Below are 26,620 nucleotides of genomic sequence, written 5' to 3'. Positions count from 1 at the left end.
AGCAAGCGCGATGAGCAGAGGCTAAAAATACCAACTCGGTTTCCCCCTCGTCGGCCATACGCCCAGCTGCCCAGCTCGGTACCGATCATCATCAGTTAGGGCAGCCCGTCGACGCCGAGCCGCCTCGTAACGCCTACTGGCATACGACCGCTCGACATGTCTGATCGCATAGCCTCTTTACCTCGATGGCGATCAGGCAAGGCCGCAGCCAGCGGTCCGTGGGAAGCTGCTATCTTCTGATCCGTCGCATATCCACGACCCGGCCATCGCGCGAGTTCAATGCGACCTCAAATCGCCTGATGCCGAGATTGGCGCGGTAGAGGTAGAAGCGCCCCCGGCAATCGACGCGCCTGATATCACGGAAGCCCCTAAGGCGGAGCAGCCTCTCGCCTTGGGAGCAGGTGATCGACCTGCCATTGTTGAGACTTGTCCCTATGCGGATATCGACATTCACCGATTGGGCGAATGCGGGCTGGGAGGCAAAAGTCATCAGGATCAGTGTCAGGCATAGTTTGGCGACAAGAAAGTTGCGCATCGCGCCCTCCATCGATTGTGCCGATGAGCATCATCCTCCGAGGCTGTTGCCTGTCAAGAAGGAGTGCGAGCTGCTCCCTAAATTGGGGACGGAACGTCAAGGTTGTGGATTCTCAGCTTATGACTGCGCCCTGGCGACCACTTACCATCAAGGAGCCTGGCGGTCCGTCGATCAGCCCCCCGCAGTGTCGAACGCTATTTTGAGACTGTCCGCATACTCGACCGAAGAAGTCTGAGTTCGCCAGGGTCAGATATCCTCGTCAGGGATTGTCGCCGAAGTGGCGTGCCCTGATCTCCTCGATGACACCGTCTTCGTGAGCGCCTATAACGGCCACGGACAGAGGGCGCGTCAACGGGCTGCTTAATGGCAGGCCGAAACCGTATTTCTCGGTGTGAAAGATCGCTCCAACGACAATCAGTCGAGAGCCAGCGTGGGTATGCGTGTAATATTCAAGAACAGGGGTGTCGCCCACCACGGCATCGACTTCTCCATTCCTCAACGCATCGATCATCGAATCCATACTCGGAAAAGGCACGGGAGAGATTTGAAGCTCCCTCACAACGTCTTCCGCGCTGCTTCCCTGCAATATCCCCACAGGTCGCCCTGGTAGATCGGCGACCCCGCTGATCTGATTGGCCAAGGAGAGGGTCGTCATTACGCTTGTGACCGAAGACGTCACATACGCGACCACCGCAATTCCGACCACCAGCCAGAACCCTTGGCCGATGCGTCCCAACCAGCCGAAATAGTTCTTGTTCACGGGCGCTCTGCCGGATGCCGCGATGGACATCACGGAGTAGAAGCCCTCTGCAAGGCCATCGCGCCATCTCCTGGGATAATTGCTGTCGAAACGGCGGTTGAATATGGTGACGACGAGTGTGCCTAGCAGCAGGATAAAGGCCAGCCAGCCGTAGGCGCGCAGGTGGCCTGAGTCCTTCAAACCCGTCAGAAGGCTCCAGAATCCGGCTGTGTCATGATCGTTTACCATCACCCGCAGTCCCGAATCGAACCAGGGATGAGTGAAGTCGATCTTCTCAGCGCGGCTCTCCGTGATGGTCAGATTAGTTACAGCTACGTCGATGCGCGATGTGGACAAGGCGTCAATAAGCTGGCGAACATCGTTGAATTCCTCGTAGGTATACTCCGCGCGTAACTCTGCGGCCAGCGCCTCCCAAAGATCTACCGCCATCCCAGAGTATTTTCCCTGTTGCTGCATCACGAATGGGGGACTTTGAAGGAGTCCAACCTTCACGCGTGCGCGGGGCGTAATATCTTGACCGTAGGCCGCACCGACGATGACAATCGGCAGGGTCAGAACGACGAGATGGTGGGAAAGTCTAGCCCGAACCAAACGCATGATCGTCGGGCCGATCAGCCAGAGGTGGATGGAGTTGATCAAGATCTTGCACACCGCTGTGAGCTTCCTGCTCCGGGTGAGGAGGGAATGAGATCCGCCAAGCGAATGAGTCGGTTGATGCCCTCCGTCGCCGTCGGATTTTGGTGGTTCGCTTGGTCTCCGATGTCGAAGATGCTCAGCCACACTATACCCCGGTTATGGCGTCTCTCTAAACGATGCCGTCCTTCATAGTCACTTTCAAGGCCGCAGCACGGCTTCTGCCATGGTCAGCCACTTTGGGTTCTTCAGCCTCCAGATGCGCCAGGTGAGCGGCGCACCGGTGTTTTGAGTAAAGTGCTCAATCCATCTGAATGTTGGCGTTCTTGACGATCGGCCCCCACTTGGCAAGTTCCGCACTTACGTGCTTGCCAAGTTCCTCGGGAGTGGAACCTACAATCGTGGCGCTGAAGTCGTTCATCCGGGCGATCACTGCAGGATCCTGCAGGGCTTTGTTGGCGGCTTCATTGAGCCTGGCAACCACATCATTCGGCGTCTGGGCCGGGGCGAAGAGCGCGTTCCAGGTGTAGGTCTCATATCCGGGAATCGTCTCAGCAACGGTCGGCACATCCGGAAACGACGGTGCCCGTTTTGCCGTGGTAACTCCAAGCGCGCGCAGCGTTCCGGACTTGATGTGGCCTGAAGATGAGGGCAGGTTGTCGAACATGATCGGTATTTGATTGCCGATCAGGTCGTTCAGTGCGGGACCGGCGCCTTTATACGGAACATGCTGCATCTTCACGCCAGCCATGCTGTTAAACAGTTCGCCGGAAAGGTGGAGGGGGGTGCCGTTGCCCGAAGAGGCGTAGGAATATTTGTCTGGCTCCTTTTTCAGGAGCGCAATCAGCTCGGCGACATTGTTGACCGGAAGTTCCGGATTGACCACCAGGACATTGGGCACGACGACAAGCAGCGAAACCGGCGAGAAATCCTTCTCTGCATCGTAGGGCTTCCTCTTTAAGATCAAGGGATTGAGCGCGTGGGTTGCCACTGTTCCCATCAGAATCGTGTACCCGTCCGGTTCCGCACGTGCGACGCGGTCTGCACCGAGATTGCCGCCGGCGCCCGCAACGTTTTCGACAACAACCTGCTGCTTCAGGTTTTCCCCCATCTTCTGGGCGATGACCCGTGCGACGACGTCGGTGGAGCCGCCAGCCGCAAAAGGCACGACCAGGGTGATTGTCCGATCAGGGAAGGATTGGGCTACGGCCGAGGCACCGAGCGAGATGAGGGACAATACCGCCCCTGCGACGCCAAGGGCCGCCCGCCTTGTGAACAAACTATGCATGGAAATGCCTCCTATTAGTCCAAGCTGCCTGGTTCGGCAGTCGGTTCAAACTAAGCAGATTGCTGCACGGGTCAAATACAAATCTGACCTCGGCAGGGCAGGTGCCAACTGCTGAGGCACGAATGCTGGTTACTTTGACAATCGGATACAGATTCGGCTCGGACCCGTATTTGGCGCATTATTCTCATGTCGCGGCGATCCGCCGGGGCTTGATGATGATTGAGCTTTTCGCGCCGCCGCGCACGGGAAGATCAGGTCTGCCTGCAACGGCTTCCAGGCTTCTGCCATGGCGGCTCAAGACGGTTACCAGCTTCTCGAACTGCCTTCTTGATTCCGCAAGACGGGCGGCCGGAGCTATGGGTTGATCGATGACAGGCCCCAGGAGCCTGACGACGCGGGAGGCGGCCCGACGTACATCCCTCGGCCAGCAGGCGTTCGCCGCAGCATGCTCCGCAAACATGTACATGCGCCGATAGGAGAGAGGCTTCGCCTCAAGCGGCTGGTATTCTGAGCTGTTGACATTCATAGCCGAGCAAACGCATTCCGGCCGGAAAAGTCGCAGGAGACTTCAATCCATAGTCAATGTCGGATTATCCAAACGTTATCCGTGAATAAGTTCCTGCTAATTCGCTTCGGTCTGTCCAAGAGCTGTAGTCACATGGGACGGTCGATAACGACCTCAGAAGTCAAGGCAGCCCCAAATAGGGGCGGTCGACGCCGCCAACTTGTTGTGAACACATTCGACCTATAGAACTCAGCCATCGGCATTGCTGATGAGCGCTGGAATGAATTCGCCGCTCGCAAGCCGCTTCGCCATCTGGCTTTTGACCACGGATGTACTGGCACAGGTAAGTAGGCGATGATGAGGAAGGTCGGTGCGATTTCGCCCCGGCCTTTTTTGTTGTGCTGATTGCCAGAGACGTTCGATCGCGCTTGCCCCGGATGGCGATCTCGTTCTGCTCCAGCCGGGTCTCTGGTTCTCGTCTGTAGGAGGCCGGAGCCGTTTTTTGTTCGGCGCGAAGTCTTAGATCCCTGACCCGTCGAACTGCTGGGTGTCGCTGCCTTCCCAGGGTGTGGGCATAGACAGGCGATTGAGGCTGGCTGAGGGCATCGGCATCCAACACTTCAGTTCCGGCTCAGCGTATTCGATAATGTGTCCGGGCGAGGAATCAGAGGCGCGCCAGCCTTCCCCACCGAACTGATCGCCATTCGACCAATACGCAAGGTCAACTTCTGCCGGCCCCTGTTCGGACGAACGGATCGTGACTAAGATCCGACTACCGTCTTTAGGTGCGCTTGCCATGTGGCGCCAGCGGTCCGTCTCGACCATCATTTTTCCTCCTGCCTCGCTGCAGGTTGCAACTGTCGCCTCGCCATCCGAAGTGGTCAACCCAAACTTTGCAGAGCCATCCTCTATCGATGGGCTGCTGATCGCGATGGTTGACCCGAGTAAGTCCTTCATCGCTGACATAAAACTCTTACATGTCGAGAGGAAATCTGCTGCCGGCAGGCGCTGAGGTCGGGCAGGCGGAAGAGGACATTCTCTGATGACTACATTGCAGCAGGTGGCGATGAGAGCCGGATGCTCGCTGGCGACCGCAAGCCGAGCGCTCAATTGCAACGGCAATGTCAGCGACCACATGGTCCGTAGAGTTCGCCGCGCAGCGGCAGAACTCGGTTATCGACCGATAAATTCTGCTCCCGGCAGGGGCGGACAGCGACCGATCGTCGGGGTGCTGATCCCCAGCATCACCAATCCCGTCTTCGCCTCGTCGCTTTCCAGCATCCAGAACCGCATGCTGGTTGCCGGCCATGGCGTGCTGATTGCTCAGTCGAACTACGACCCTGCACGCGAAGCGGACGCAGTTGCCTCGCTTCTCAACGACCGGCCGACCGGCCTGATCCTGACCGTCTGCGATCCCGGCACGAGCGTTGCCCTCATGTCGTCGCTGCCGCCAACCGTGCTTCTCAACAACATGCCGACCTCCCTGTTTCCTGCAGCCGTGACGGTGGACAATCGCGGTGCCGGCCGCGAACTGACGCAGATGCTGATCGGTCTCTGCCATCGGCGCATCCTGTTCGTTTCCGGAAACTTCGCTGCTTCCGACCGCGCGCGTCGCCGGCATGAGGGCTATCGCGATGCGATGATCGAGAATGGCATTGCACCGTTGGAAGCGGTCCAGATTTCCTTCGTCAACGGCTACGATCAGATTGATCTCAGCGCGGCGCTGGCGACCGTATCGCCGACGGCGATCATCGCCTCAAACGATCTTCTTGCACTCGGCGTCATCGGAGCGCTGCGGCGTGAGGGGCTTTCCGTGCCACACGATATTTCCGTGGCTGGTTTCGACGGGATAGCCATCGGACGGCTGATGGACCCGCCGCTGACGACGGTGGAGATGCCGGATGCGAGCATGGGAGCGGCGGCGGCTTCGCTGCTGCTGGACATTGCGGAAAACGCAGCACCCGCTCGCCACTTCGATCTCGCCTATATGCTGCGTCGGGGCGGCACGGTGCGCGCAATTTGAACGTCTTCCCTCCATGCAAAATCGCCGCTTCCGGGACCGGAAGCGGCGATTTGTCGGTGGCCTAGGTCAAATTAGCTGCGAGGCAGCAGGCCTTCCACTTCATCGGCGGCGTCCTGCAGGGCTTCCTTCGGGGCAGCTTGCTGCTCCACGATGCGCGACAGGTTCTCGACGATCGCCTGGGTGACCTTCACGCCGTTGGTGCCCGGGAAGGCGTACCACGGAACCATTCGGTCCATCTGGCTGAGACCAGCCACGAAGAGCGGGTTCTCCTTATAGAAATTGCCGAGATATTCCGGCGACTTGGCCGCCAGTTCGTTATTCGGGACGTAGCCGGTGCCAGGAACGACGACCGAGGCGCCGTAAGGGCCGGCGGCGAACTTGGCGAATTTCCAGGCAGCTTCCTGCTTGGCCGTATCGCGGGCAAGGATGACGACGGCATTGCCGCCGGTCGGCAGCTTGCCTTTGACCGGATCGATCAACGGGATCTGGGCGGTGCGCAGGTCGAACTTGTTGCCAACGCTCTTGATCGTGTTGCGCAATGCGCCGGTCGTCTTGAACTCTATTCCGACCTTGCCAGCGAAGAAGGCCTGCTCGCCGGCAGCGGCGGTGAAGACCGGCAGGCCGCCTTTCTTGACCATCTGATCTAGGACGTTAACGGCCTTTTCACCTTCCGGGCTGTCAAAGGCGACGGACTTCTCGTCGCCGCCCAGCATTTGGCCGCCAGCGCCGAACAGGAGAGCGGAGAACATCCAGTCGTCACCCTGCCAGCGGAAGTCGATGCCTTCGACGCCGTTGCCAAGCGCCTTGATCTTGGCGCCGAGCGCGATGACTTCGTCCCAGGTCTTCGGCGGGACATCGGGATTGCCGCCGGCAGCCTTCACCAGATCGGCGTTGTAATACATGATCGGGTTGGAGGTCGCGAAAGCGAGGCCGACCTGTGTGCCTTTGACCTGGGCAAGCTTCAGGATGTTGTCGGAGAAGCCGAGCTTGCCCATGTCGCGTTCCTTGGCGATGAAGGGACCGAGATCGACCGGGATCGAACGCTCCTGCACCATGCGCAAGCGGTTGAGTCCGATGAAGGTCAGGTCCGGCATTTCCGCTGTGCCGGCCTGGCGCATGATCAGCTGGATGCCTTCTTCATACGTGGCCGAGGGGTTGGCGAACTGGATCTTGATATCAGGGTTTTCTTCCATGAATTTCTTCGAGATCGTGTCCATTACGTCCTTGAAGAAGCCCGGCATCGGATAGTGCACGGTCAATGTCGTTTCGGCGTGGGCCGGAAGCGATACCGTCATGGCGACCGCCGTAGCAGCGGCGGCGAGGATGTTGGTGAGATGCTTCATAGCATGTTCTCCTTGAGTTGATGCCGGTCAGCCCTTGAGACCGGTCATGGTGATGCCCTCGACGAAGCGCTTCTGGGCAAGCAGGAAGGCCGCGACGAGCGGAAAGGTGATGATGAGAGTGGCCGCCATCAGCGCGCCGTAATCATCGCCGGCCTCGGCAGCCCGGAAGTAGAGGAGGCCGAGCGGCGGCGTGGCGTAGGTCTGGTTGGAGATGACGATCAATGGCCAGTAGAGGTCGTTCCAGTGGGCGACGACCGAGAAGATCGCAAAGGCGGTGATTGCCGGCCAGGCGTTGGGCACGATCACGCGGCCGATAATGCCGAGTTCCGACATGCCGTCGAGCCGGGCGGCGTGGATCAGGTCATCCGGTATGGCGCGGAAGAACTGCAGGAAGAGAAAGATGCCGAAGACCGAGATGGTGAAGGGGGCGACCAGCGCAAAATAGCTGTTGAGCACCGCCATGCGGTCGAAGGCGACGTAGAGCGGCAGGGCGGTGGCATGGATCGGCACCAAAAGGCCGAGCATGACGAGCACCATCATCAGCCTTGCAGCACGGAACTTCAGCTTCGCCATGGCATAGGCGCAGGGGATGGCGATCATCACCTGGAAAACGAAGATCAGCGCGCAGACCACCACGCCGTTCCAGAGCAGCGTCGTCATCGAAACGCGGGTCAGCGCCTTGGTGAAGTTCGCGATGTAGGACCAGTGCTGGGGAATGAGCGAGAGCGAGGAGGAAAAGATGTCGCTCTGCGCCTTGCCGGCGGTCGAGATCATAAAGATGTAGGGTGCCAGGAAGATCAGCGCGCCGAAGCTCAGGAGGAAGAGGCGGATCGCCCGCCCGAGGGTGAAGGTCTGCGCGCTCATGTGTAATGCACCTGCCGGTCCTGGATCCGGTATTGCAGGAACATCAGGATCACGAGGATGATCAGGAAGACGACCGTCATGGCCGAGGCGTAGCCGACGCGCAGATAGACGAAACCTTCCTGGTAGATGGTGAAGAGCAGCACTTCCGAAGCCTTGTTAGGTCCGCCTTCGGTCAGCGTCTTGACCGTCTCGAACACCTTGACTGCATTGATGACGCTGATCGTGGTGACAAAGAGCGTCGTTGGTCCGAGCATCGGCCAGGTGACCAGCCGGAACCGGTCGAAGGCGGAGCGAGCGCCGTCGACATGAGCAGCGGCATAAAGTTCGCGTGGGATGGCGGTCAGACCGGCGAGGAACAGTACGAGATTGAACCCGACCGACTGCCAGACGCCGATGATCGAAAGGCCGTAGAGCACATAGCTCGAGGCGCCGAGCCAGTTCGGCCCCTCGATGTCGGCGAGCCGCAGGAGCGCGTTCACCGGGCCGATGGTCGGATGGAAGAGATATTGCCAGACGGTTGCCATGGCGACGAGCAGCGAGGCGACAGGCAGGAAATAGGCGGTACGGAAAAACGAGCGGCCGATGCCTTCGCTCTCGATCAGCATAGCAAGGCCGAGCGCCATGAAGATCGAGACAGGAGCGACGATCGCCGTGTAGACGGTGGTATTCCACAGCGAGCGGCGGAAGGTGCGGTTGGTAACGAGGTCGGCGTAGTTGTCGAAGCCCACCCATTTGAAGCCGGTATAACCAAGCTCGTAGTCGGTGAAACTCATCAAGATGACGGCCGCCACCGGAACCAGGATGAACATGAAGAGCAGGACTATGGCCGGCATGGACAGAAGCCAGCCTGTGCGGGATTCGTGGCGTTCGGCTGCCGAACGTGTCGTCGCCTTGCCGAAGGAGCTCGGAATGGCAATTACCTCAGCCATTAGCCGTCTCCAGCGCGACGTCTGCGCTCATGGGGAAAGAGGGAAGGCGTCGGCCGTTTTCGGCAAAGACGAACAGTCGGTCGGGTGCGAATTCCAGGCGCACGGACATCCCGACGGCAAGGCCTGTACCTTCGGCCGGCGACAGTTTGGCGATCACCGTTTCGCCGATCGCATCGAGGCGGCAATAAAGGATGATTTCCGAACCCAGGAATTCGACACGGTCGATGCGGGCGGGCAGGCCATGCTGACCGTTGCGGTTGACGGCCACGAATTCCGGTCGAATGCCGATCGTGACGGGCGTGCCTGGGGTAAGCTTTTCGGCAGACCTAAGGCGGATATCGCCGAACGCGACCGTACCGTCCGGTGCGGCCTGTGATGCGAAAAGATTGATGCGCGGCTGGCCGATGAACTTTGCCACCTCGACATGCTGCGGATCGTCGTAGATCACCTGCGGCGAGGCGAGTTGCAGCAGCGAGCCGCCGATCATCACAGCGACACGGTCGGCCATGGAGAGGGCTTCGGCCTGGTCATGGGTGACGTAGATGGTCGGAACGCCAGCACGGCGATGCAGTTCGACGATCTCGCCGCGGGCGTGAACACGCAGGTTGGCGTCGAGGTTCGACAGTGGCTCGTCCATCAGGAAGACGGCCGGTCGACGCACCATGGCGCGGCCGAGCGCGACACGCTGGCGCTGGCCGCCGGACATCTGGCCGGGCTTGCGGTCGATCAGGTGGTCGATCTTCAGTGACGCTGCCATGTCGCGCACTTCGCGTTTGATGTTGGCGATTGCCTTGCGCTGGCCGGGCATCAGCGGGCCGACGAGCGGCAGCCGTTGTAGGCGGGTCAGATTGCGCATGACGAGCGGCACGGCGATGTTCTGCGCGGCCGTCAGATGCGGGTAAAGCGCGTAGGACTGGAACACCATGGCAATGTTGCGGTCCGCTGCGGGCACGGGCGAGAGGTCGCGGTCGCCGACGACAATCTCGCCGCCATCGGCGCTTTCCAGGCCCGCGAGGATGCGGAGCAAAGTGCTCTTGCCGCAGCCCGAAGGACCCACCAACGCGATGAATTCGTTCTCGCCGGCATCCAGGCTGACGCCCTTGAGAATCTGATTAGCGGAAAAGGACTTGTGGATGCCGCGAAGGGAAAGCGCACTCATTCGGCCGCCTCCGTCTTCACCGGACGCGGATAAACCTCGTCGATAACGTCGTCGATGACATAGGCGGTCATGCCGGGCACGGCGACGATCTCAGTCTGTACGTCGTCGCCAAAGGTGTGAACAGCGGCACCGATCAGGCGCTCGCCCGGCATTTCACGCTCCAGCTTGTCGATGATGAAGGCAGCCGAGGGACACCAGGTGAGTGCCATATTCTCATGACGGCCCTGCCATGCCCAATGCAGGTGGCCGCTGGCAAAAAGCGCCACGTCATGCGCGGCGAGCAGGTCGAAAAGCTGGGCCCGTTCCTTCGGCCGCGCGCCCCAGTAACCGGTATCGCCCTCATATGGTTCGTCGACGAAAAGCGGCTTATGAGCAAAGAGGGCGATGCGGCGATTTTTCGCGTTTTCCAGTGTTTTGCTGAGCCATTCGAATTGTGTCTCTTCTTCGTGGTTCTCCTGGCCGAGGAGTAGCGAATTAAGCCCGACGACACGCCATTCGCCGGCGTCGTGAAACCAACGGTCCTCGCCTGCGAGATCACGCCAGCGCTTGAGACGCTCGGCATTCACCGGCTGGGCGGAGCCGGGTAAATGGCCGACATCGTGGTTGCCGGGCACGATCAGCATCGGGACCGATACCTGGCGCATCAGATCCATGCAGAAGGTAATGTCTTCCGCCTTGTCTGCGCCATCGACCGTGAGATCGCCGGTATGAATGATGAGATCGGCGCCAGCGTCTTCGATCCAGTTCAGAAGCGGCGCCCAATTGCCGTTGAAGTGCTGCTTTTCCGGGCTGAAATGGGTGTCGGTAATCTGGATGATTTTCACGGCAGTTCTCCGGTCTCGCAAGTACCTTCCGCAGGGGCGAAGGTGTTTACGGTTCCTTAGAGCGCTATCGTGTCAGGCCGGTTACAGAGTTTTCCAGCTTTCTTTCAGTTCTGTCACAGGACTGTAAAACGGGCCGTCCTCCCGAAGACCCCGGAAGACAAAACAATTTCATCGAGTGAAGGCGCAGTAGCGCCGACAGTGCCTTGGTGGATTCAAGAAGTGCCTTAGCGAAGACCGTTTCCAGATCGCGAATTGCGGCCCGTTCGGCTGATCAATTTTCGATCGCGGATTCTGATGCAGTTAATGCCAGCCTCTTTCGGCGATCGAGCAGGGTTAGCTCGAATAGGCAAAGCCGGACCGAAAAAACCAATAAGACTTTCGTTAAATCTCCATCGTGGCGGTTGCAAGTCCTGGTGACTGCTTGCAAAAATGCAGCTGATTGAGCAGTGCCCATATTCCGATTACAGCAGTTTTATAATCGAGTCGCGAGACATCCGGTGAGCGACATACATTTTGGACCGTTCACGATAGCACCGAGCCGACGCACGCTTCTTCGCGACGGCCGAACGGTGCCGCTCGGCAGCCGGGCCGCCGACATCCTTATCTTCCTTGCTTCGCATTCCGGAGAGCTGAAGACCAACGCCGAGATCATCAAACACGTCTGGCCGGATACCTTCGTAGAGGAGGCCAATCTGCGGGTCCACATATCCGCGCTGAGGAAGGCGCTGGACGACACGCAACGGGAGTCGAAGTTCATCGCGAACGTTCCCGGACGGGGCTATACGTTCATCGCGCAAATGATCCCAGAGCGGGTCGGCACGTCTTCGGCAGCCCCTCCGGCGCTTCCTTCTGGCCATCCGGTGGCGCCCCGAATTTTTGGGCGGGAGCAATCCATCGCTCTTGTGGCCGCGCAACTGCGTCGCTCCCGGCTGCTGACCATCGTCGGGCCAGGTGGTATCGGGAAAACGACGGTGGCGCGGGCCGTAATCGCGGGCGAGGGAATGCCCGAAGCGGTTTGGATCGATCTCTCCGAAGTCGCCCAACCCGGACTAATCCCGACCACCATCGCGTCGGCGCTCGGAATCCTTGCCCGTTCGAACGACATCATCCGCGACATCGGCGAATACCTTTCGCAGCGGGAGGTGCTTCTGGTGCTGGACAGCTGCGAACAGGCTGTCGACGGCGTGGCACCGATGGTGGAGGCTATAACGGCGGCATCGCCGTCCACCCGCATTCTCGCGACCAGCCGTGAGCCGCTCAGGGCGGACGGCGAGCGGGTCCATCGCCTGCCACCGCTCGAGGTGCCGTCGTCGATAGGCAATGCGAGAGATGCCTTGGCATCGCCAGCGGTGCAATTGTTCGTCGAGCGCGCCGACGCGTGTCTCGGGAGCTACGAACTCTCCGACGACGACGCGCCACACGTGATGGACATCTGCTCGAGGCTGGACGGTATCGCGCTCGCGATCGAGCTGGCGGCGGGCCGGCTCGAGGCGATCAGCGTGCAGGGGCTGGCTGCGTCGCTCTCCGACTGCTTCCGCCTTCTGACACGAGGCCGGCGCACCGCATTGCCGAGGCATCAGACACTACGTGCGACATTGGATTGGAGCTACACAATCCTTTCGCCGTCGGAGCGCACGGCGCTGCAGGAGCTTTCCGTGTTCCGCGGTTGGTTCGGCGGCGACGCGGCCGAAAAGGTGCTCTCGGGAGAATTCCCCGAGGACGACCTCGCCTCTCTCGTCTCTAAATCGCTTGTCAGCGCGGATACGCATTCGGCGGGGACACGTTATCGCCTGCTGGACACGACACGTATTTATGCGACCGAGAAGCTGGCAGAGTCAGACGGCACGAACACGACGATGTCCCGCCTCGCCGGATATATCGAGGATAGGCTTGGGCGCGCCGAACAGGAACTCTATTCGACCGCGGTCGACGACTGGTCGGAAGACTATGCCTCGCTCGTGGCGAACCTGCGATCCGGACTAGATTGGTCGTTCAGCGACCAGGGCGACCAACTGCTTGGCGTGAGGCTTACGGTGGCGAGCCTGCCGTTGCTCTTCAGGCTGTCGTTGCTGGACGAGTGCTTCGTCGCAGTCACCCGTGCGATAGCCTATTTGGAGGAACACCCCGGACTGGATGAGCGCCGCCGCATGAAGCTCTATGCCGCGCTCGGCTGGCCGCAGATGCGGTCGACCGACGCGCCGGAATACGGAATCCGGGCGTGGTCTACGGCGCTCACGATCGCCGAGGAAATCGGCGATGTCGATCATCAGCTGCGCGCCATCTGGGCCTTGTGGGTAGACGCCATCAATCGCGCCCAGCCTGCGCTGGGGATGGAGTTCGCCGACAAGTTCGGAGCGCTAGCGGGTTCTTCCGCCGATCCCACCGACGCCATCATCGGAAGGCGGATGCGCGGTGCTACGCTTCATTGGCAGGGCCGTCACTCGGAATCCATCGACGAACTTCGGCAGATGCTGCGGGAGTATTCGGGGCTTCGAGGGGGTCAACATTCCATTCGGTTCCAGTTCGATCAGCGCGTCACGGCCCGCATCATCCTCGCCCGGGCTTTGTGGGCGATCGGCGAGGAAGAGGAGGCGTTGGGTGAAGTGCGCGAGACGGTGCACTACGCTCAGGATATCGGCCACACACTCTCGCTTTCGAACGTCCTCGCCGAGGCTGCCTGCCCGATTGCGCTCCTGGGCGGCCGCAATGACCTCGCGGCAGAATATATCTCCCAACTCAGAGAGCAAACGAAGGCGCTGTCGCTCGATGTCTGGCACCGCTACGCCGATTGCTTCGAGGCCGAATTGATGCTTCGGCAGAGCCACCCGGATGAATGCATGCGATTGCTGAGATCGGCGATGGAAACGCTTTCGGCTGCGGGCTTCACGTTGTTTCAGACCTACTTCCAATCGGTCGCAGCCCGAGCGCTCGCCGCGCTGTCGCGTCATTCCGAGGCAGGGAGGATGATCGATGGCGCAATTGAGCAGTGTGGGAATTCCGGCGAAAGGTGGTGCCTACCGGAACTCCATCGGGTGAAGGCGGTGGTCATTCTGTCCGAAGGTCGCGAGGACCAGGCGACCGCGTTTGCGATGGAACAGCTGAAGGTGGGAGCCGAGGCCGCTTGGCATGATGGCGCCTATGCGTGGAAATGGCGGATTGAACGTGACCTCGCGGCGATTGCCGCGGGCGGGGCAGGCATTTCGGCACCAGTCCTGACCAGCGCGGTCTCTCCCTGACGGCATTGAATTTACACGAATTTACAACTCTAAACTCGTTCTCCGTCCTTGCACGCACGATGATTATGCGCAGAGCAGGAGAACAAGATGAACGAAGAGGCCGCTACGCGCTTTCTGATACTGATCGTCGAGGGCGAGGGCGAGGGCGAGGGCGGGGCAGGAAATCCGGAAGTGGACCTGGCGAGGATCGCGACACCCTACTACGCGTTCAAGAAACTTGGGTCGGAGGTAGTCTTGGCCACACCCTTGGGTGGTCCACCCAACCTCATCGAGGGGATGCATTCCGCCGGACTGTCGGATACTGCGGTCCAGCGGTTCAGGAGCGATCGCATAGCTCGCGACGACCTCGCCGACACGCTCGGACTTGATCAAATCGTCGTCGATGACTTCGCGGCCGCCTTCTGTATCGGCCTGTCAGGTAAGATATGGACCGACGACAACTTCGGGGTCGCTGCTCTTGTTCGGGATTTCCTTGATGTCGGCAAACCCGTGGCGCTGGTCCCAGGCAAGCACCTACTCCTTGCGCCGGAGGGTGCGGGCAACGGATTGCTGATCCTCGGCGACAACGACGAATCTCCGCTCTGCGCCGCCCGCGCCTTGATAAATGTCGTCGTCGATATGCGCCGGGACGGCCACGTCTGACGCGCCCGGCGGCCAGGCTTTCATCGATTTACGACGCCTAATTCGCGCGCGTCTGAACCGGCGACTACCCTCCTGACATCACGACCCCGTGACCGATCATCACGGGCGACGCCTGCACTAACGACACGATCTTCTTCGCAAGGCCGGACTGACACTTCGGTTTCGACACCAACAATGCCTACCGTTCTTTCTTCAGGGGGCGGGAATTTCCGGCCCCTTTTTCTTTCCTTCGCAGCGGCGAGGGTTTTGATTTTCATCAATTTACGACCCTTAACTCGTTTTACTGCCGTCCGTCAGGCACGTTGATCTTCGTCAACAGAGGCATCCAAGCTTCCAGGGAGACGGACATGAATGGTACCGCCATCGCAATGCAACTGGGCGCCACCCGGCGTGACTTCCTCCTCGCAGGAGGTGCTGCGGCGGCGTTCGCGTCGCTTCCGAAGAGGGCCTCAGCAGCCATCCAATCCACCGCAACCGAACAGGGGAATATGACAATGGCCTACATCACCACGACCGACGGCACCGAAATCTTCTACAAGGACTGGGGCCCGAAGGACGCCCAGGCGATCGTCTTCCATCACGGCTGGCCGCTCTCGGCTGACGACTGGGACAATCAGATGATGTTCTTCTTTGGGGAGGGCTTCCGTGTCATCGCCCACGACCGGCGCGGCCACGGGCGTTCGACGCAGACCTACATCGGCAATGAGATGGACACCTACGCGGCCGACGTCGCGGCACTCGCCGAGAAGCTCGACCTCAAAAACGCCATCCACGTTGGTCACTCGACGGGCGGCGGCGAAGTTGTCCACTATGTTGCCCGCGCCAAACCCGGCCGTGTCTCGAAGGCCGTCATCATCGGTGCCGTCCCGCCGATCATGGTAAAGTCCGAAAAGAACCCGGGCGGCCTGCCTATCGAAGTCTTCGACGGCTTCCGCGCCGCACTCATCGCAAACCGCGCTCAGTTCTTCCGCGACGTACCGGCCGGCCCTTTCTACGGGTTCAACCGTCCGGGCGCACAGGCTTCCGAAGGCGTCATCCAGAATTGGTGGCGGCAAGGCATGATGGGCGGCGCAAAGGCGCACTATGACTGCATCAAGGCCTTTTCGGAGACAGATTTCACCGAGGACCTCAAGAGGATCGATCTGCCTGTCCTGGTGATGCATGGTGACGACGACCAAATCGTGCCTTACGCCGACTCCGCGCCGCTCTCCGTCAAGTTGCTTAGGAAGGGAATGTTGAAAACCTATCCGGGTCTGCCGCACGGTCTGTGCACGACGCATCCGGATGTCGTCAATCCCGATCTCTTGGCCTTCTTCCAGAGCTGACGCAGCGGGCGTGTGTTTCCATCAGATAACTTGGAGAATTTCAATGACCAAGACTATCATGCTTATCCATGGGGCGTGGCTCAATGCGAAGAGCTGGGAAGGCTTCAAAGCCCACTACGAAGCGAAGGGCTATAACGTAGTCGCGCCGAACTGGCCCTATAACGACCGCGACCCGGGCGACCTCCGCGCCAGCCCGCATCCCAAGCTCAAGACGATCGGCGTCAAAGGCATCGTCGACCATCTCGAGGCGGAAATCCGCAAGTTGCCGGAGCAGCCGATCCTAATCGGACATTCCGCAGGTGGCGTCTTCACGCAGATGCTGCTCGATCGCAGTCTGGGGGTTGCGGGTGTCGCTATCGACCCCGCGCCGACAACGGGCGTCCGGCTCGGCATCCATGCGATCGTCTCGGCGCTCCCGGTGCTGGGATCGTGGGGAAGTTGGAGCCGTGTCATGCACATGTCGCGCAGGTTCTTCGGCAAGCGCTTCGCGAACACGCTGCCTCCGGATCAGGTCGAATACTACTACGATCGCTATATCGTGCCGACGGCGGGCAAGGTCTACTGGGACGGCATTCTGACCTCGGTCGGCAAGGTTCGCTGGGACAATCCCAACCGTGCACCGTTGCTCCTCATCGGCGGTGGGCTGGACTTGATCGCCGACGCCAGCATGACCAAGTCGATCTATAACAAGCAGAAGCGGGCGCCATCGGCTACCGCTTTCAAGATATTCAAGAATCGTTCCCACTGGACCTGCATCGATCCTGGCTGGGAAGAGGTTGCGGATTTCGCACTCGATTGGGCCATGCGCCATGCGAGGTCCAACACATCGAACGTGACTCCGCTGGATGTCATCAGAGCCGCTTGACGGGTCCCGTGCGGGCGGCGATGGCCTCACTCTAGCACCAAGGTGGATGCTCTTCAGCGAGCACTTAAAGCGTCCAATGAGCGGCCATCGCTTCCGCGCGATGTTCGATACTTGTGCGGTCGGCTTTCGGCAGACGGAGGCACACCGTCAACCCCGGATTGTTTGAGGAAAGCTCGATGTCACCCCCGTGGTGCCGCACGATCGCGCGCGCGATCGACATTCCAAGGCCGATACCGCCGGTTTGGCGATTGCGTGACTTCTCCATCCGGAAGAAGGGCGAAAACACTTTGTCCTGCATCTCCTTCGGAATACCGGGACCGCTATCCTTGATCAGAATTTCGAATGCGGTCGCCTTTTCGACGATCGATACGTTGGCACCTCCGCCATACCTGACAGCATTCTCGACGAGATTGCGTATGGCGCGACGCAAGGCCCCAGGACGACAGCGATAGTGCGCCTTCTTGCTTTCCGTGAATTCGACCTTGTGACCGAGGTCGCCCAGGTCGTCGCAAAGGCTCTCCACCAGCGCACATAGATCGATGGTGCGTGTTTCCTCAGTGGACGCCTCGCCCTTGGCAAAGGCGATGGTCGCTTCCGTCATCGCCTGTATCTCGTCAATGGTGTCGAGCATTCGTTGCTGAACGTCGGGATCAGACACGAATTCAGCGCGTAGCCGCAGTGAGGTCAACGGCGTTCGCAAGTCGTGACCGATCGCCGCAAGCATCCGAACCCTGTCTTCGACATAGCGATGCAGCCGCTGCTGCATTCGGTTGAACGACACAGCCGTCAAGCGGATGTCGTCCGGGCCAGTTTCGGGAATAGGTGAGACGTTCTCGCCGCGCCCCAGCGCATCGGCAGCGACGGCCAGCTCGCGCATGGGCCGAGTGATGCGCGCTGTCGCGAGGATCACGATAACAGAAAGGATGACGGCGCTCAGTGCGAATGAATAGAGCGATGGCGAACGCCACCAAGGCGTTCCGGCTATCTTGAAGTAGGCCGTATTCAGCCAAAGACCGCTCTTGAGCTGAACGGCCATCCCCATTCCCGAGCCGCCACCGTTCGACGTCACGAGATCCGTGTATCTAGCGGATTGATCCAAGGGCCAGAGCGTACCTCCAGCCTGAATCCATTCGAGGTTTCCGGCGGTGGGCGTGATCTTGGCTTCCACGCTTCGCGCCGCTTCCACCTGTCCTGAAACGGAGCCGAGCCCCCACTCGGGAGGCAGGGCTACGGCATTGCGGATCGGACGGACCAGCTGCGAGGTTGCGCTGCGCCGCCACGTTACAAGGTCTGTCGGTGGATCAGTCGTCAACCAGAAACGCGAGGTAGACGTCTCGCTGGCCTGCAGAACGTCTTCGCGGAGTTCCCCAGGGATAACCTCCAGAAGCCGAGTAATAGAGGCCGTCCGTGTGAAAAACTCGCTTTTGGAGGCCGCCTTCAACGCCTTGTCCTGCTCGTCCCATGAGATGAGAAACGAAAGCACCTGCGACACGACGAGCGCCGAAAGAATGAAGCCGATAAATTGTCTGGCCAGACTTCGTTTCCACCACGAGATCATAATTTCACCACGTTCGCCGAAAGGCTGTAGCCGCCGCCCCAATGGGTTTTGATGATAGACGGGTTCTTTGGGTCTGCTTCGACTTTCTTGCGCAACCGACTGACCTGATTGTCGATACTCCTGTCGAAAGGATCAGCCATTCTCCCGGCGGTAAGGTCAAGAAGCTGGTCGCGGCTGAGGATCATTCCAGGATGATCGAGAAATGCTTTGAGCAGCCGGAATTCCACCGTGCTCAGTGCCACTCCCACACCATCGCTGCCAGTGAGTTCCTGCCGGCCGAAGTCCAAGGTCCAGTGATCAAAACGAATGGTGTTTCCCTTCATTGGCGTGCTCTGTCGCGCCGCAGCCCCTTGGGCCCGGCGCAGGACGGCGCGCACCCGCGCAAGCAGTTCGCGAGGGTTGAAGGGCTTGGCGAGATAATCGTCCGCACCGATTTCAAGACCGACAATACGGTCCGTGTCTTCCGACATTGCCGTGAGGAAAATGATTGGGGTGGTCATGGATGCGCGAAGCTGCCGGCAAACGCTGATGCCATCCTCGCCAGGCATCATGATATCGAGCACGATGAGGTCGATGGCCTCGCGCTCCAAAATCTCACGCAGCGTCTGCCCACTTTCGGCGAGACTTACCCTGTACCCATGCCTTGTAAGGTACTGGCCGACCAGATCCCTGATGTCATGATGGTCATCCACGACAGCGATATGCGGCGAAGTCTCCATTGCAATTCCTACGAGATCCAATTCAGTCGCACCCCGGTGATCAAGCTTTGCCCGGAAAGGCGAGTTTAAGTTTGCATAACCGGACTGCGGCCTCCCTGTCGAAAGCCGCGTCCCACCAGTCCTCTGCATGGATGAGCAGGCGACTGCTGGGACGGTCTGGCCAGTAACCTCGCACAGCCTTGGCGGTTGAGGTCATTTCATTCGGCTCTAGCGCGAGAGACCTCCGTGGTCGCCGGTGCTGTCGCTACCGCTGTCGCCGATCTTGCGGTCGTCGCGGGTCGTATCCCACGCTGGTGTGGCAGGCCCAGATTTTGGAAAATAGAAGGTCCTGCTGTGATCGCCAATAGTATTTCGGGCTGGGGAGGTTATCGCGCCCGGCTCCTGGCGCTGAACGCCCTGGTAGTAGTCGCCTTCGGCGAGCGCCGGCGTGGTCAGAGCTGCCGATGCGAGCAGCAGGGTGATGCTGGTGATCTTGGTCATTGGATGAAGTTCCTTGTGCTTTTATGATTGCGCTTGAGTTTGCGACCTTGCGGCAATCGGGGTCTTGAATGAACTGCGGTTAGTTGGGTCGAAACGCACCCTCGTAGTAGTCACCGCTGTCGAAGATGCGGCGGTCGTCGCGGCTGGTGCGAGGGCCAAAAGGCGTTTGCTCTGAGCTGCGATAGGTATCCGTTTCGATGCTGTTCGTCTGGGTCCGGTCCAGCCGGACTTCGCCTTCTTCTGCGAGCGTTACGCTGGTGAAGGACAGACCTGCGATAAGTGCGATGATGAGATGCCTGAACATGGGGTTCCTTTCTGGTTAGCCGTACCTCTTGGGCACGAGAAAGGAGTAACCCTCATTTGTCGCAGAGCTATGCCGCGGTGCACCGAAATTGTATCAAAATGTCGCGCCGTGGGTGAGCCTGTATTTGCGGGCGTTAGACCGCTGAGTGATCCCGACGCCGTCCGCTGGGGTCAGGTAGACGACGCAACAGGCCGAATCCCGCAGAGCTTACCGGCTGCTGGCTATTTCACCTTCGGCTCGTTGTTGCCAACAACCTGCTGGTAGGCCATGAGGTCAAGGAAAGCCTCGGCCTCGACGACCACACCGTCTTTCATCCGGAACATCCAAACGAACTGGTTAAGCGCTACCATCTAGTGGCTTACAGATGCACAAAGGGCTCTCCACATCGTCGTCCCGATTGCGCTTGTTCGCTCAACCTGGAAGGCGAGGGTCAGTTGCGGGGCTGCAGGAACGCCAGGGCGACTGTAGAAGCGGCGAGAACCGCAGTAAGGGTCAAGGGCCCAACAGCGCCGTAGTGATCGACGACATAGCCGCCAAAAACGGCGCCTATACTAATGGCGACCTGAAAAGAGACCACCATCAGGCTCCCTGCTGCCTCCAGAGCGTCAGGTGCTCCGCGGGACAGGTTGGTCGGCAGCACCACCGGCGCCATGCCAAACGCAAAGCCCCAAAGTGCGACGAGGGCAAACGCAACACCGATATGAGCACCCCAAAGCACCAAGGCGAGCGCCGCAACCGCCATCAGTGCGGCGGTGACCCCGAGCGCCAGGTGGATACTTGCGTCGGCCATTCGGCCACCGGCGACGTTCCCGATCACAGAGGCGATGCCAAACCCAAGCAGCGTTAGGGCAATCGATTCTGTTTCCAGGAGCGTCACTTGTTCGAGGAAGGGGCGGACATAAACCGAGCCAGCAAAATGCCCCGTCATCAGCAAAAGGATGGCAAGCATTCCCAGTTGAACGCTACGCCGTCCTGTCAAACGGAACACGTCGACGAGGCTGTTGCTTGTGCTTGCGGGTAGCGTCGGCAAGCTGAGCGCCTGCAAAAGCATAGCAAGTGCGGCAAGTCCGGCGGTCATCGCCATGGCGATACGCCATCCCAGCCAATCGCTGATCAAAGCGCCCATCGATGGCGCAGCTATGGTGGCGAGCGAGACACCGAGGGTGACGATAGCCATGCCCCGACCGGTCGCATTGGCACCAACCAACCTCGCCACGACCGCGACCGAAAGCGCCCAAAAGCCGCTGAGCGCGATGCCCAATCCAGCCCGTCCCAACAACAATAGCCAAAAATCGGTCGCGAACGCCGCAAGAATATTGGAGCCGATCGCCAGCGCACTGAGACTGACCAGCACCGTCTTGCGGTTCAATCTGCCGATGAGAACATTGCTCAATAGGGCCGCCACAGCGCCGACGGAAGCGGTAGCGGTGACCACCTGTCCGGCTGTTCCCTCGGTAATCCCGAGATCGCGCGCCATTGGCGTCAGCAGGCCTGCCGGGAGGAACTCAGCCGATACCAGCGCAAAGCTGGTGGCCGCCATCGACAGAACGGCGAACCAAGTCGCGGCGCTCCAGGCCGCCGGCTCGGCGGTATCGAAGGCTATTGCTTCGTTGAGTTCCGATGTCGTGTCCGTCATTGAATTATCTCCCACGTTAATGGGAGTTCATAGACGAACTTCTTGGGATGATATGTATCCTAAAATCCGAAATTCATGTCTATTCGTCCAAAATTTGTGCGACGCACAGCGCCGGTGAGGCGCTTGAACGCAGGAGCGTGCGACGGATGCCTTCGACCCATAGGCTAAAACAGGCAGCAACTTCGGCAACTGACATGCCGTTTTGGCCAAGCAATTCGCGAGTAAGCCGCATCCGCAGACGGCCAGAATAACGTGCGGCGCCCTCCCTTAAAACAGCGCGATTGGCCTGCCGCTGTGGGCTCCAATCCCTTCAAGACGAGTATTGCTGCGGAAGTCAGGCTCGTATGACTTGCCCTGCCAATTCGAAAATATTTGAGTAAATGACTCATCTTTTGCTGTGCGACCTGTGCTTTCTGGCGTAGAGCACGGGTCGGCATGGCGGAGACTGGTGGTCGGATCATGAGTGTTGAAAGCGATGGGACGGACGGCCTGTATTTGCAGTACCGAGCAGCCCTGGTTTCCTACGCTACCCCGTTTGTCGGATCGCGTGAGGAGGCCGAGGAGATTGTTCAAGAGGCTTTTGCCAAGCTCGTACCGGATAGCCTGAAAGGGATAGAGAGCCCTATCGCCTATCTTCGCACGATCGTCCGCAACCTCGCAATCAACCGGAGACGAAAGCAACGATACGAACTCGAGCAGGCCACCATACATGCACCGGAATGGATCCAGCCGCTCAAGATACCGTCCCCGGAGCAACAGGCAGTGTTCAGCGATCAGATTCGGCTTCTGGCCGCTACGCTGCAAAGCTATCCCGAAAAGACCCGCGTGATCATCGAAATGCATCGGTTTGATGGCTACACCTTACAAGAAATCGCCAGCCGCCTCGATATGTCGGTGACGGCCGTGCACCGCGTATTGACCTCCGCAATGGCGGATCTAACGAAGCGGCTGAGCGAGGGGCTGAGATAGGAATGGAAAAAACTGTTGCGCAGTTTGTCTATCGATTCGTACCGGGAACCGTTCCTCACACCCAAGGCTAAAGGCGCATGAAACCATCAGATCATCAGGACGAACACGCCCTTGACATCGTGAGGGAGGAAGCGGCGGCCTGGCTGCTTCGCCCTGAAGTGCTGCACTGTCGAGACAATGGAGAGTTCGAGCAATGGTTGGCAACGTCGCCTCAGCACCAGCGCGCCTGGGAAGAGGCGCAATTGACGTGGCAGCTACTTGGAGAAACGCCTCCACATTATGAACGGTTGACGTCCCCTCGGGTCGCGTCAATTCCGAGTTTGCCGAGGGCGCCTGAACGCGCCCGTCGCCGAGCAGGATGGAGGATGTCCGGCGGAAGGCTCGTTGCCGGGGGTGTCCTGATTGCCATGCTTTGCCTCGCAGCCTTTTTTACGGTTCCGAGCCTTATGATCGGATGGCAGGCTGATTATCGAACATCGGTTGCTGAGACCCGTGCCGTCACATTGGAAGACGGAAGCATTGTGCATCTGGGTGCACAGAGCGCTATCAAAACAAACTTCGAGGAAGGTCGGCGGGAGATTACACTTCTTGCGGGCGAAGCATTCTTCGACGTTGTTCACGATGTCGCCCGCCCGTTTGTCGTGGACACCAGAGATCTAAAAGTCGAAGTCCTTGGGACGGCTTTTGACGTGAGACTCGGCGAAGATGCGACCGAGGTCGCACTCGCGCGCGGTGCAGTTCGTGCATCGGCATTTTGGAAAGATCCCACAAAGAGCGAACTGCTTTCGCCGGGAGACCGGCTGACGATAGACCGGCAATCGGGAGACATCTCCATCGAAAAACTTCTGCCGGAGGATATCGGCGCCTGGCGAAGCGGCCGGTTGTTCGTCGTCAATTCCAGCATCGCCGCCGCCGTCGAAGAGATCCAGCGATATCATCCGGCTTGGATCACCGTCCCGGATCAGACGCTCGCAAACACGCGGGTGACCGGTATCTATGACCTGTCCGATCCGGACAAGGCGTTGACCGCCCTGGTCAGCCCCTTCGGCGGTAAGGTCCGTAGCTTTGCCGGGATGGGGCGGTTCGTCACGCGATTTTGAACTTTTCGCGAGCAACAAGATTTTTTGAATTTTTGAGTTCAATTTCCGGAAAATATCCTGAGCCAATTTGTCTAGATTTCGAGCGTCCGATGGGGCGGGCGAGACTTTGAAGAGACAGGGGCAGGATGACGGGTTTGGTATCGAGTTCGATGCGCAGAGATCGCATCGTTATGGGGTTTTGGGCGACGACGGCGCTTGCGATGCTGCAGATTGTCGGGGCCGGCCACGCTCACGCGCAGCAAGCCGTAGCTTCGCAAGGCGCGCGAACGCCTCAGGCAAGGGCTTTCAATATTCCAGCTCTTCCGGTCTCAAGTGCAATCAGTGCCTTCAACCGGCAGACGGGTCTCCAGGTGAGTTTGCCCGCAAGTGTGGGTTCCAATGTCAGAACCAATGCGGTGCGCGGCAGCTACCCGCCGAATGAAGCGCTGCGGCTCATGCTGGAAGAGACCGGCGTCACCTACCGATTTGGTCAGTCGGGGGAAGCGATCCTTAATTCGGAAGGCGCCCAGGGTGCCGCCAATGAGACGACGTTGCGGCCGATCGTCCTCAAGACGGGACGGAACGCCAATACAGGGCCGGGTTATCAAGGCACGCCGGATTGGGTCTACAAAGAGCCGTCCAGCGTCAGCGTGGTGTCGCGTGAGGCGATCCAGAACAATCCCGCGACGCGTAGCGCCGCCGATACGCTGGACTCGGTGGCGGGGGTCATCACCAACCGGGCGGAAGGTCAGAAACCCGGAATCTCAGTCAATGTGCGCGGCCTCCAGGATATGGGTCGCGTGACGACCAGCATCGACGGTGCCCGGCAGAATTTTCAGCGATCCGGCCATGGCGGCTATCAGCAGACTTTCGTCGATACGGCCTTTATCCGCGCGATCGAGGTGGAGAAGGGGGCGGTGAGGGGCGTCGGCGGCGCCGGATCGCTCGGTGGCCTCGTGGATTTTCGCTCCGTCGGCGTGGACGACATTATCGAGGCGGGCAAGGACTACGGTGCTGAAGTCGAGGCTGGCACCGGTACGAACAATTACAATTTCGCCGGCTCTGCCATCGGTGCGGTGCGCTTGTCCGATACATTTTCCATCCTTGGTGGCATCGCGACGCGCAATATCGGCGATTACAAGATCGGCACTCACGGAGGAGAAGATCTGACCCTGCCGGACCTGACCGTGGTCGACGACGACGTGATCTTTTCGCGCCGCGAGATACTCAACACGCTGCTCAAGGCGGAATGGGACATCACCGACGATCTCAACTTCGTTGGCTCCTGGATGCACTACAAAGCAACCGGAGCGACCGGCGGTTATAACGGCATCGTCAGCGGCCTAAGGACGAACGAGCAGGACTATTTCAACGACACGCTGACGGCGACCTTCACCTACGATCCCGAGTCCGAACTGATCGATGCAAAGGCCCGCCTCTGGTATAACGACACCGTCAACGACGAGAAGCGCGACTACGGCACCGGCACGACTGACGACTACTCCTATGGTCTGAAAAGCCTCGGTGGCAGCCTTGAGAATACCAGCCGTTTTACCTTGCCCATTGGCGATCTGGCGCTGCACTACGGTGCTGAGGCCTACCAGGATACCGGCGATACGAGAAGCTTGACACCGCCCGCATCCGATCCGGGTTACGACCCGGGCTGGGGTTTGCGAGGAGCCAATCCGCCGGGAAAACGCTTGATGGCGAGCGGGTTTGCCAGCGCCACGCTGGAGCACAACGACTGGCTGACGCTGACCGGTGGCCTGCGGTATGACTATTACCGACTGTGGGGCTCGACAGTCGTGCATAACCAGCGAACGGTTGTGACACCGCCCAGCAACTGCCAGCAATGGTCCGACATTGATGGCGACGGCACGCCGGATCCGAACGGACTCTGGTTTGGCTATGACGGCAACATCTACACGGAACCCGGCCCCGATCGGGAATTTGCGCCGCCTAGCTGCGATGTTTGGGAAAATCCCGGTGGGTCGGAAACGGTCTATGACGCCTTCCCGGTCGACGTGGACAAGTCCGGTGGCGCCTGGCTTCCCTCGGCGACCATTGCTGTAAAGCCTTTCGAATGGCTTCAGCCGTTCGTCAGTTATTCGCGCAGCTATCGACCACCGGCCGTTTTCGAAGCACTGGTGGCGGGCGGGCATCCAGGACTGCCATTCGAGAATACGCCCAATCCCGACCTCGAACCTGAAAAGGGCGAAACCTGGGAGCTCGGCGTCAATATCTCGCAAAATGCCATGTTCACGGCCGACGATTCCTTCCGCATGAAGGCGGTCTACTTCCGGAGAAACATCGAGAACTACATCTCGATGGGTTACCGATATTTCGAGCCTGCAGGAAGGTATTATACGAGCAGCGTCAACCTCGAAGGCACGACGAAAATGAGCGGCGTCGAGATCGAGGCAAGCTACGATCTTGGCTATGTCTATATTGGCGGTTCCTACACCAATATTGAGACGGACTGGGCGGACACCTATGCGATGGATGGGCCGGACGGAGGATCCGGCAACACGCCGCGTCCGACCATTCTCTATCTTCCGCCCGAGCAGAAGTTCACGATCGATGCCGGCACGCGCCTCTTCGACGAGCGGCTCATGCTCGGTGTGCGGGTGAACTATGTCAGCGAAACCGAAACCGGGTTCGGCCAGCTCAGCGGTTACACGAACGAAGCTTATACGACCTACGACCTCTATGGTTCGTTCGACATAACTCCAGAAGCCAAGCTACGCTTCGGCGTCGCAAACCTGACGGACGAGCGTTACGTCCCGTCGCTCGGCATTCAATCCTATCCGGCGCCCGGTCGAACATTTACGGCCTCCCTGAAAATGAAGTTCTGACGCGGCGCAAACGAGCCATTCGCGGCGATGTCGCCGTGAAAACGAGGTTCGCCAGAACGGCGGACAATAGTAAAACCAAGGAGATGAAC

The 26,620-nt window shown here is 59.6% G+C and carries 23 protein-coding genes and 2 pseudogenes; 8 read left to right on the top strand and 17 right to left on the bottom strand.

The window, feature by feature from the left end; genetic code table 11:
- Nucleotides 1-229: 229 nt before the first annotated feature.
- The 5 genes from C5L13_RS09805 to C5L13_RS09785 form a co-directional block, all read right to left on the bottom strand.
- Nucleotides 230-535 (bottom strand): hypothetical protein, encoded by a 306-nt coding sequence (locus tag C5L13_RS09805; protein WP_105383156.1) that lies wholly within the window; start codon nt 533-535, stop codon nt 230-232.
- A 259-nt stretch (nt 536-794) separates the two neighbouring features.
- On the bottom strand, nt 795-1,934 hold the full coding sequence (locus tag C5L13_RS09800) for a transporter substrate-binding domain-containing protein (protein ID WP_245571188.1): 1,140 nt from the start codon (nt 1,932-1,934) through the stop codon (nt 795-797).
- A gap of 295 nt (nt 1,935-2,229) precedes the next feature.
- Nucleotides 2,230-3,216, bottom strand: a complete 987-nt coding sequence (locus C5L13_RS09795) for a Bug family tripartite tricarboxylate transporter substrate binding protein (RefSeq protein ID WP_105383072.1) — start codon at nt 3,214-3,216, stop codon at nt 2,230-2,232.
- A gap of 184 nt (nt 3,217-3,400) precedes the next feature.
- Nucleotides 3,401-3,742, bottom strand: coding sequence for a hypothetical protein (locus tag C5L13_RS09790; RefSeq protein WP_105383071.1), 342 nt, complete (start codon nt 3,740-3,742; stop codon nt 3,401-3,403).
- Nucleotides 3,743-4,240: 498 nt separating this feature from the next.
- A complete protein-coding gene (locus tag C5L13_RS09785) occupies nt 4,241-4,546 on the bottom strand; it encodes a hypothetical protein (protein WP_105383154.1) in 306 nt (101 codons plus the stop codon).
- Between the two features lie 217 nt (nt 4,547-4,763).
- On the opposite strand from C5L13_RS09785, the gene C5L13_RS09780 reads away from it, so the two are divergent.
- Nucleotides 4,764-5,744: a substrate-binding domain-containing protein gene (locus C5L13_RS09780; protein ID WP_105383070.1), complete on the top strand. Its 981-nt coding sequence runs from the start codon at nt 4,764-4,766 to the stop codon at nt 5,742-5,744.
- 71 nt (nt 5,745-5,815) lie between these two features.
- Here the strand turns inward: C5L13_RS09780 and C5L13_RS09775 are convergent, their stop codons facing one another.
- From C5L13_RS09775 to C5L13_RS09755, 5 genes are read right to left on the bottom strand one after another with little or no spacing between them, the layout of a single operon-like run.
- Nucleotides 5,816-7,087 carry an ABC transporter substrate-binding protein gene (locus C5L13_RS09775; RefSeq protein WP_105383069.1) on the bottom strand — a complete coding sequence of 424 codons (1,272 nt, stop codon included), beginning with the start codon at nt 7,085-7,087 and terminating at the stop codon, nt 5,816-5,818.
- Nucleotides 7,088-7,114: 27 nt separating this feature from the next.
- The gene (locus tag C5L13_RS09770) at nt 7,115-7,951 is read right to left on the bottom strand and encodes a carbohydrate ABC transporter permease (RefSeq protein ID WP_105383068.1); all 837 of its coding nucleotides are present in this window, start codon (nt 7,949-7,951) and stop codon (nt 7,115-7,117) included.
- Complete coding sequence (locus C5L13_RS09765; protein WP_105383067.1) at nt 7,948-8,880, bottom strand: carbohydrate ABC transporter permease; 933 nt, start codon at nt 8,878-8,880, stop codon at nt 7,948-7,950. The genes C5L13_RS09770 and C5L13_RS09765 overlap by 4 nt, the downstream gene beginning before the upstream one ends.
- Nucleotides 8,873-10,039 carry an ABC transporter ATP-binding protein gene (locus tag C5L13_RS09760; protein ID WP_105383066.1) on the bottom strand — a complete coding sequence of 389 codons (1,167 nt, stop codon included), beginning with the start codon at nt 10,037-10,039 and terminating at the stop codon, nt 8,873-8,875. Before C5L13_RS09760 ends, C5L13_RS09765 begins: the two co-directional genes overlap by 8 nt.
- Entirely contained in the window at nt 10,036-10,863 is an 828-nt protein-coding gene (locus tag C5L13_RS09755; protein WP_105383065.1) for a metallophosphoesterase family protein, read from the bottom strand. The genes C5L13_RS09760 and C5L13_RS09755 overlap by 4 nt, the downstream gene beginning before the upstream one ends.
- Nucleotides 10,864-11,360: 497 nt before the next feature.
- Between C5L13_RS09755 and C5L13_RS09750 the strand changes: the two genes are divergently transcribed.
- The 4 genes from C5L13_RS09750 (at nt 11,361) to C5L13_RS09735 (ending at nt 16,931) form a co-directional block, all read left to right on the top strand.
- Complete coding sequence (locus C5L13_RS09750) at nt 11,361-14,099, top strand: ATP-binding protein (RefSeq protein ID WP_245571187.1); 2,739 nt, start codon at nt 11,361-11,363, stop codon at nt 14,097-14,099.
- Nucleotides 14,100-14,186: 87 nt separating this feature from the next.
- Complete coding sequence (locus C5L13_RS09745; protein WP_105383064.1) at nt 14,187-14,741, top strand: type 1 glutamine amidotransferase family protein; 555 nt, start codon at nt 14,187-14,189, stop codon at nt 14,739-14,741.
- Nucleotides 14,742-15,235: 494 nt separating this feature from the next.
- Nucleotides 15,236-16,066, top strand: coding sequence for an alpha/beta fold hydrolase (locus C5L13_RS09740; RefSeq protein WP_170117239.1), 831 nt, complete (start codon nt 15,236-15,238; stop codon nt 16,064-16,066).
- A 43-nt stretch (nt 16,067-16,109) separates the two neighbouring features.
- Entirely contained in the window at nt 16,110-16,931 is an 822-nt protein-coding gene (locus tag C5L13_RS09735) for an alpha/beta hydrolase (RefSeq protein ID WP_105383062.1), read from the top strand.
- 64 nt (nt 16,932-16,995) lie between these two features.
- Here C5L13_RS09735 and C5L13_RS09730 read toward each other — a convergent pair whose 3' ends face one another.
- The 7 genes and pseudogenes from C5L13_RS09730 to C5L13_RS29245 form a co-directional block, all read right to left on the bottom strand.
- On the bottom strand, nt 16,996-18,489 hold the full coding sequence (locus C5L13_RS09730; RefSeq protein WP_105383061.1) for a HAMP domain-containing sensor histidine kinase: 1,494 nt from the start codon (nt 18,487-18,489) through the stop codon (nt 16,996-16,998).
- Nucleotides 18,486-19,208, bottom strand: a complete 723-nt coding sequence (locus C5L13_RS09725) for a response regulator (RefSeq protein WP_105383060.1) — start codon at nt 19,206-19,208, stop codon at nt 18,486-18,488. The genes C5L13_RS09730 and C5L13_RS09725 overlap by 4 nt, the downstream gene beginning before the upstream one ends.
- Before the next feature lie 207 nt (nt 19,209-19,415).
- Complete coding sequence (locus C5L13_RS09720) at nt 19,416-19,688, bottom strand: hypothetical protein (RefSeq protein WP_105383059.1); 273 nt, start codon at nt 19,686-19,688, stop codon at nt 19,416-19,418.
- A gap of 79 nt (nt 19,689-19,767) precedes the next feature.
- Nucleotides 19,768-19,992, bottom strand: a complete 225-nt coding sequence (locus tag C5L13_RS09715; RefSeq protein ID WP_105383058.1) for a hypothetical protein — start codon at nt 19,990-19,992, stop codon at nt 19,768-19,770.
- Between the two features lie 221 nt (nt 19,993-20,213).
- Nucleotides 20,214-20,330, bottom strand: a pseudogene (locus tag C5L13_RS29535) (nuclear transport factor 2 family protein); the annotation flags it as partial.
- 92 nt (nt 20,331-20,422) lie between these two features.
- Nucleotides 20,423-21,628: an MFS transporter gene (locus tag C5L13_RS09705; protein ID WP_105383057.1), complete on the bottom strand. Its 1,206-nt coding sequence runs from the start codon at nt 21,626-21,628 to the stop codon at nt 20,423-20,425.
- 59 nt (nt 21,629-21,687) lie between these two features.
- Nucleotides 21,688-21,905 (bottom strand): annotated as a pseudogene (locus C5L13_RS29245) (AraC family transcriptional regulator); the annotation flags it as partial.
- A 182-nt stretch (nt 21,906-22,087) separates the two neighbouring features.
- Here C5L13_RS29245 and C5L13_RS09700 point away from each other — a divergent pair.
- The 3 genes from C5L13_RS09700 to C5L13_RS09690 all read left to right on the top strand — a co-directional run bounded on the left by C5L13_RS09700 (nt 22,088) and on the right by C5L13_RS09690 (nt 26,531).
- The gene (locus C5L13_RS09700) at nt 22,088-22,597 is read left to right on the top strand and encodes an RNA polymerase sigma factor (protein ID WP_158693427.1); all 510 of its coding nucleotides are present in this window, start codon (nt 22,088-22,090) and stop codon (nt 22,595-22,597) included.
- 365 nt (nt 22,598-22,962) lie between these two features.
- Entirely contained in the window at nt 22,963-23,697 is a 735-nt protein-coding gene (locus C5L13_RS09695; RefSeq protein WP_158693426.1) for a FecR family protein, read from the top strand.
- Between the two features lie 149 nt (nt 23,698-23,846).
- Complete coding sequence (locus C5L13_RS09690; protein WP_158693425.1) at nt 23,847-26,531, top strand: TonB-dependent receptor; 2,685 nt, start codon at nt 23,847-23,849, stop codon at nt 26,529-26,531.
- Nucleotides 26,532-26,620 lie beyond the last annotated feature (89 nt).

This window comes from Neorhizobium alkalisoli, from assembly GCF_002968635.1.
GTDB lineage: Bacteria > Pseudomonadota > Alphaproteobacteria > Rhizobiales > Rhizobiaceae > Neorhizobium > Neorhizobium alkalisoli.
This window is presented reverse-complemented; position numbering and strand designations above follow the sequence as displayed.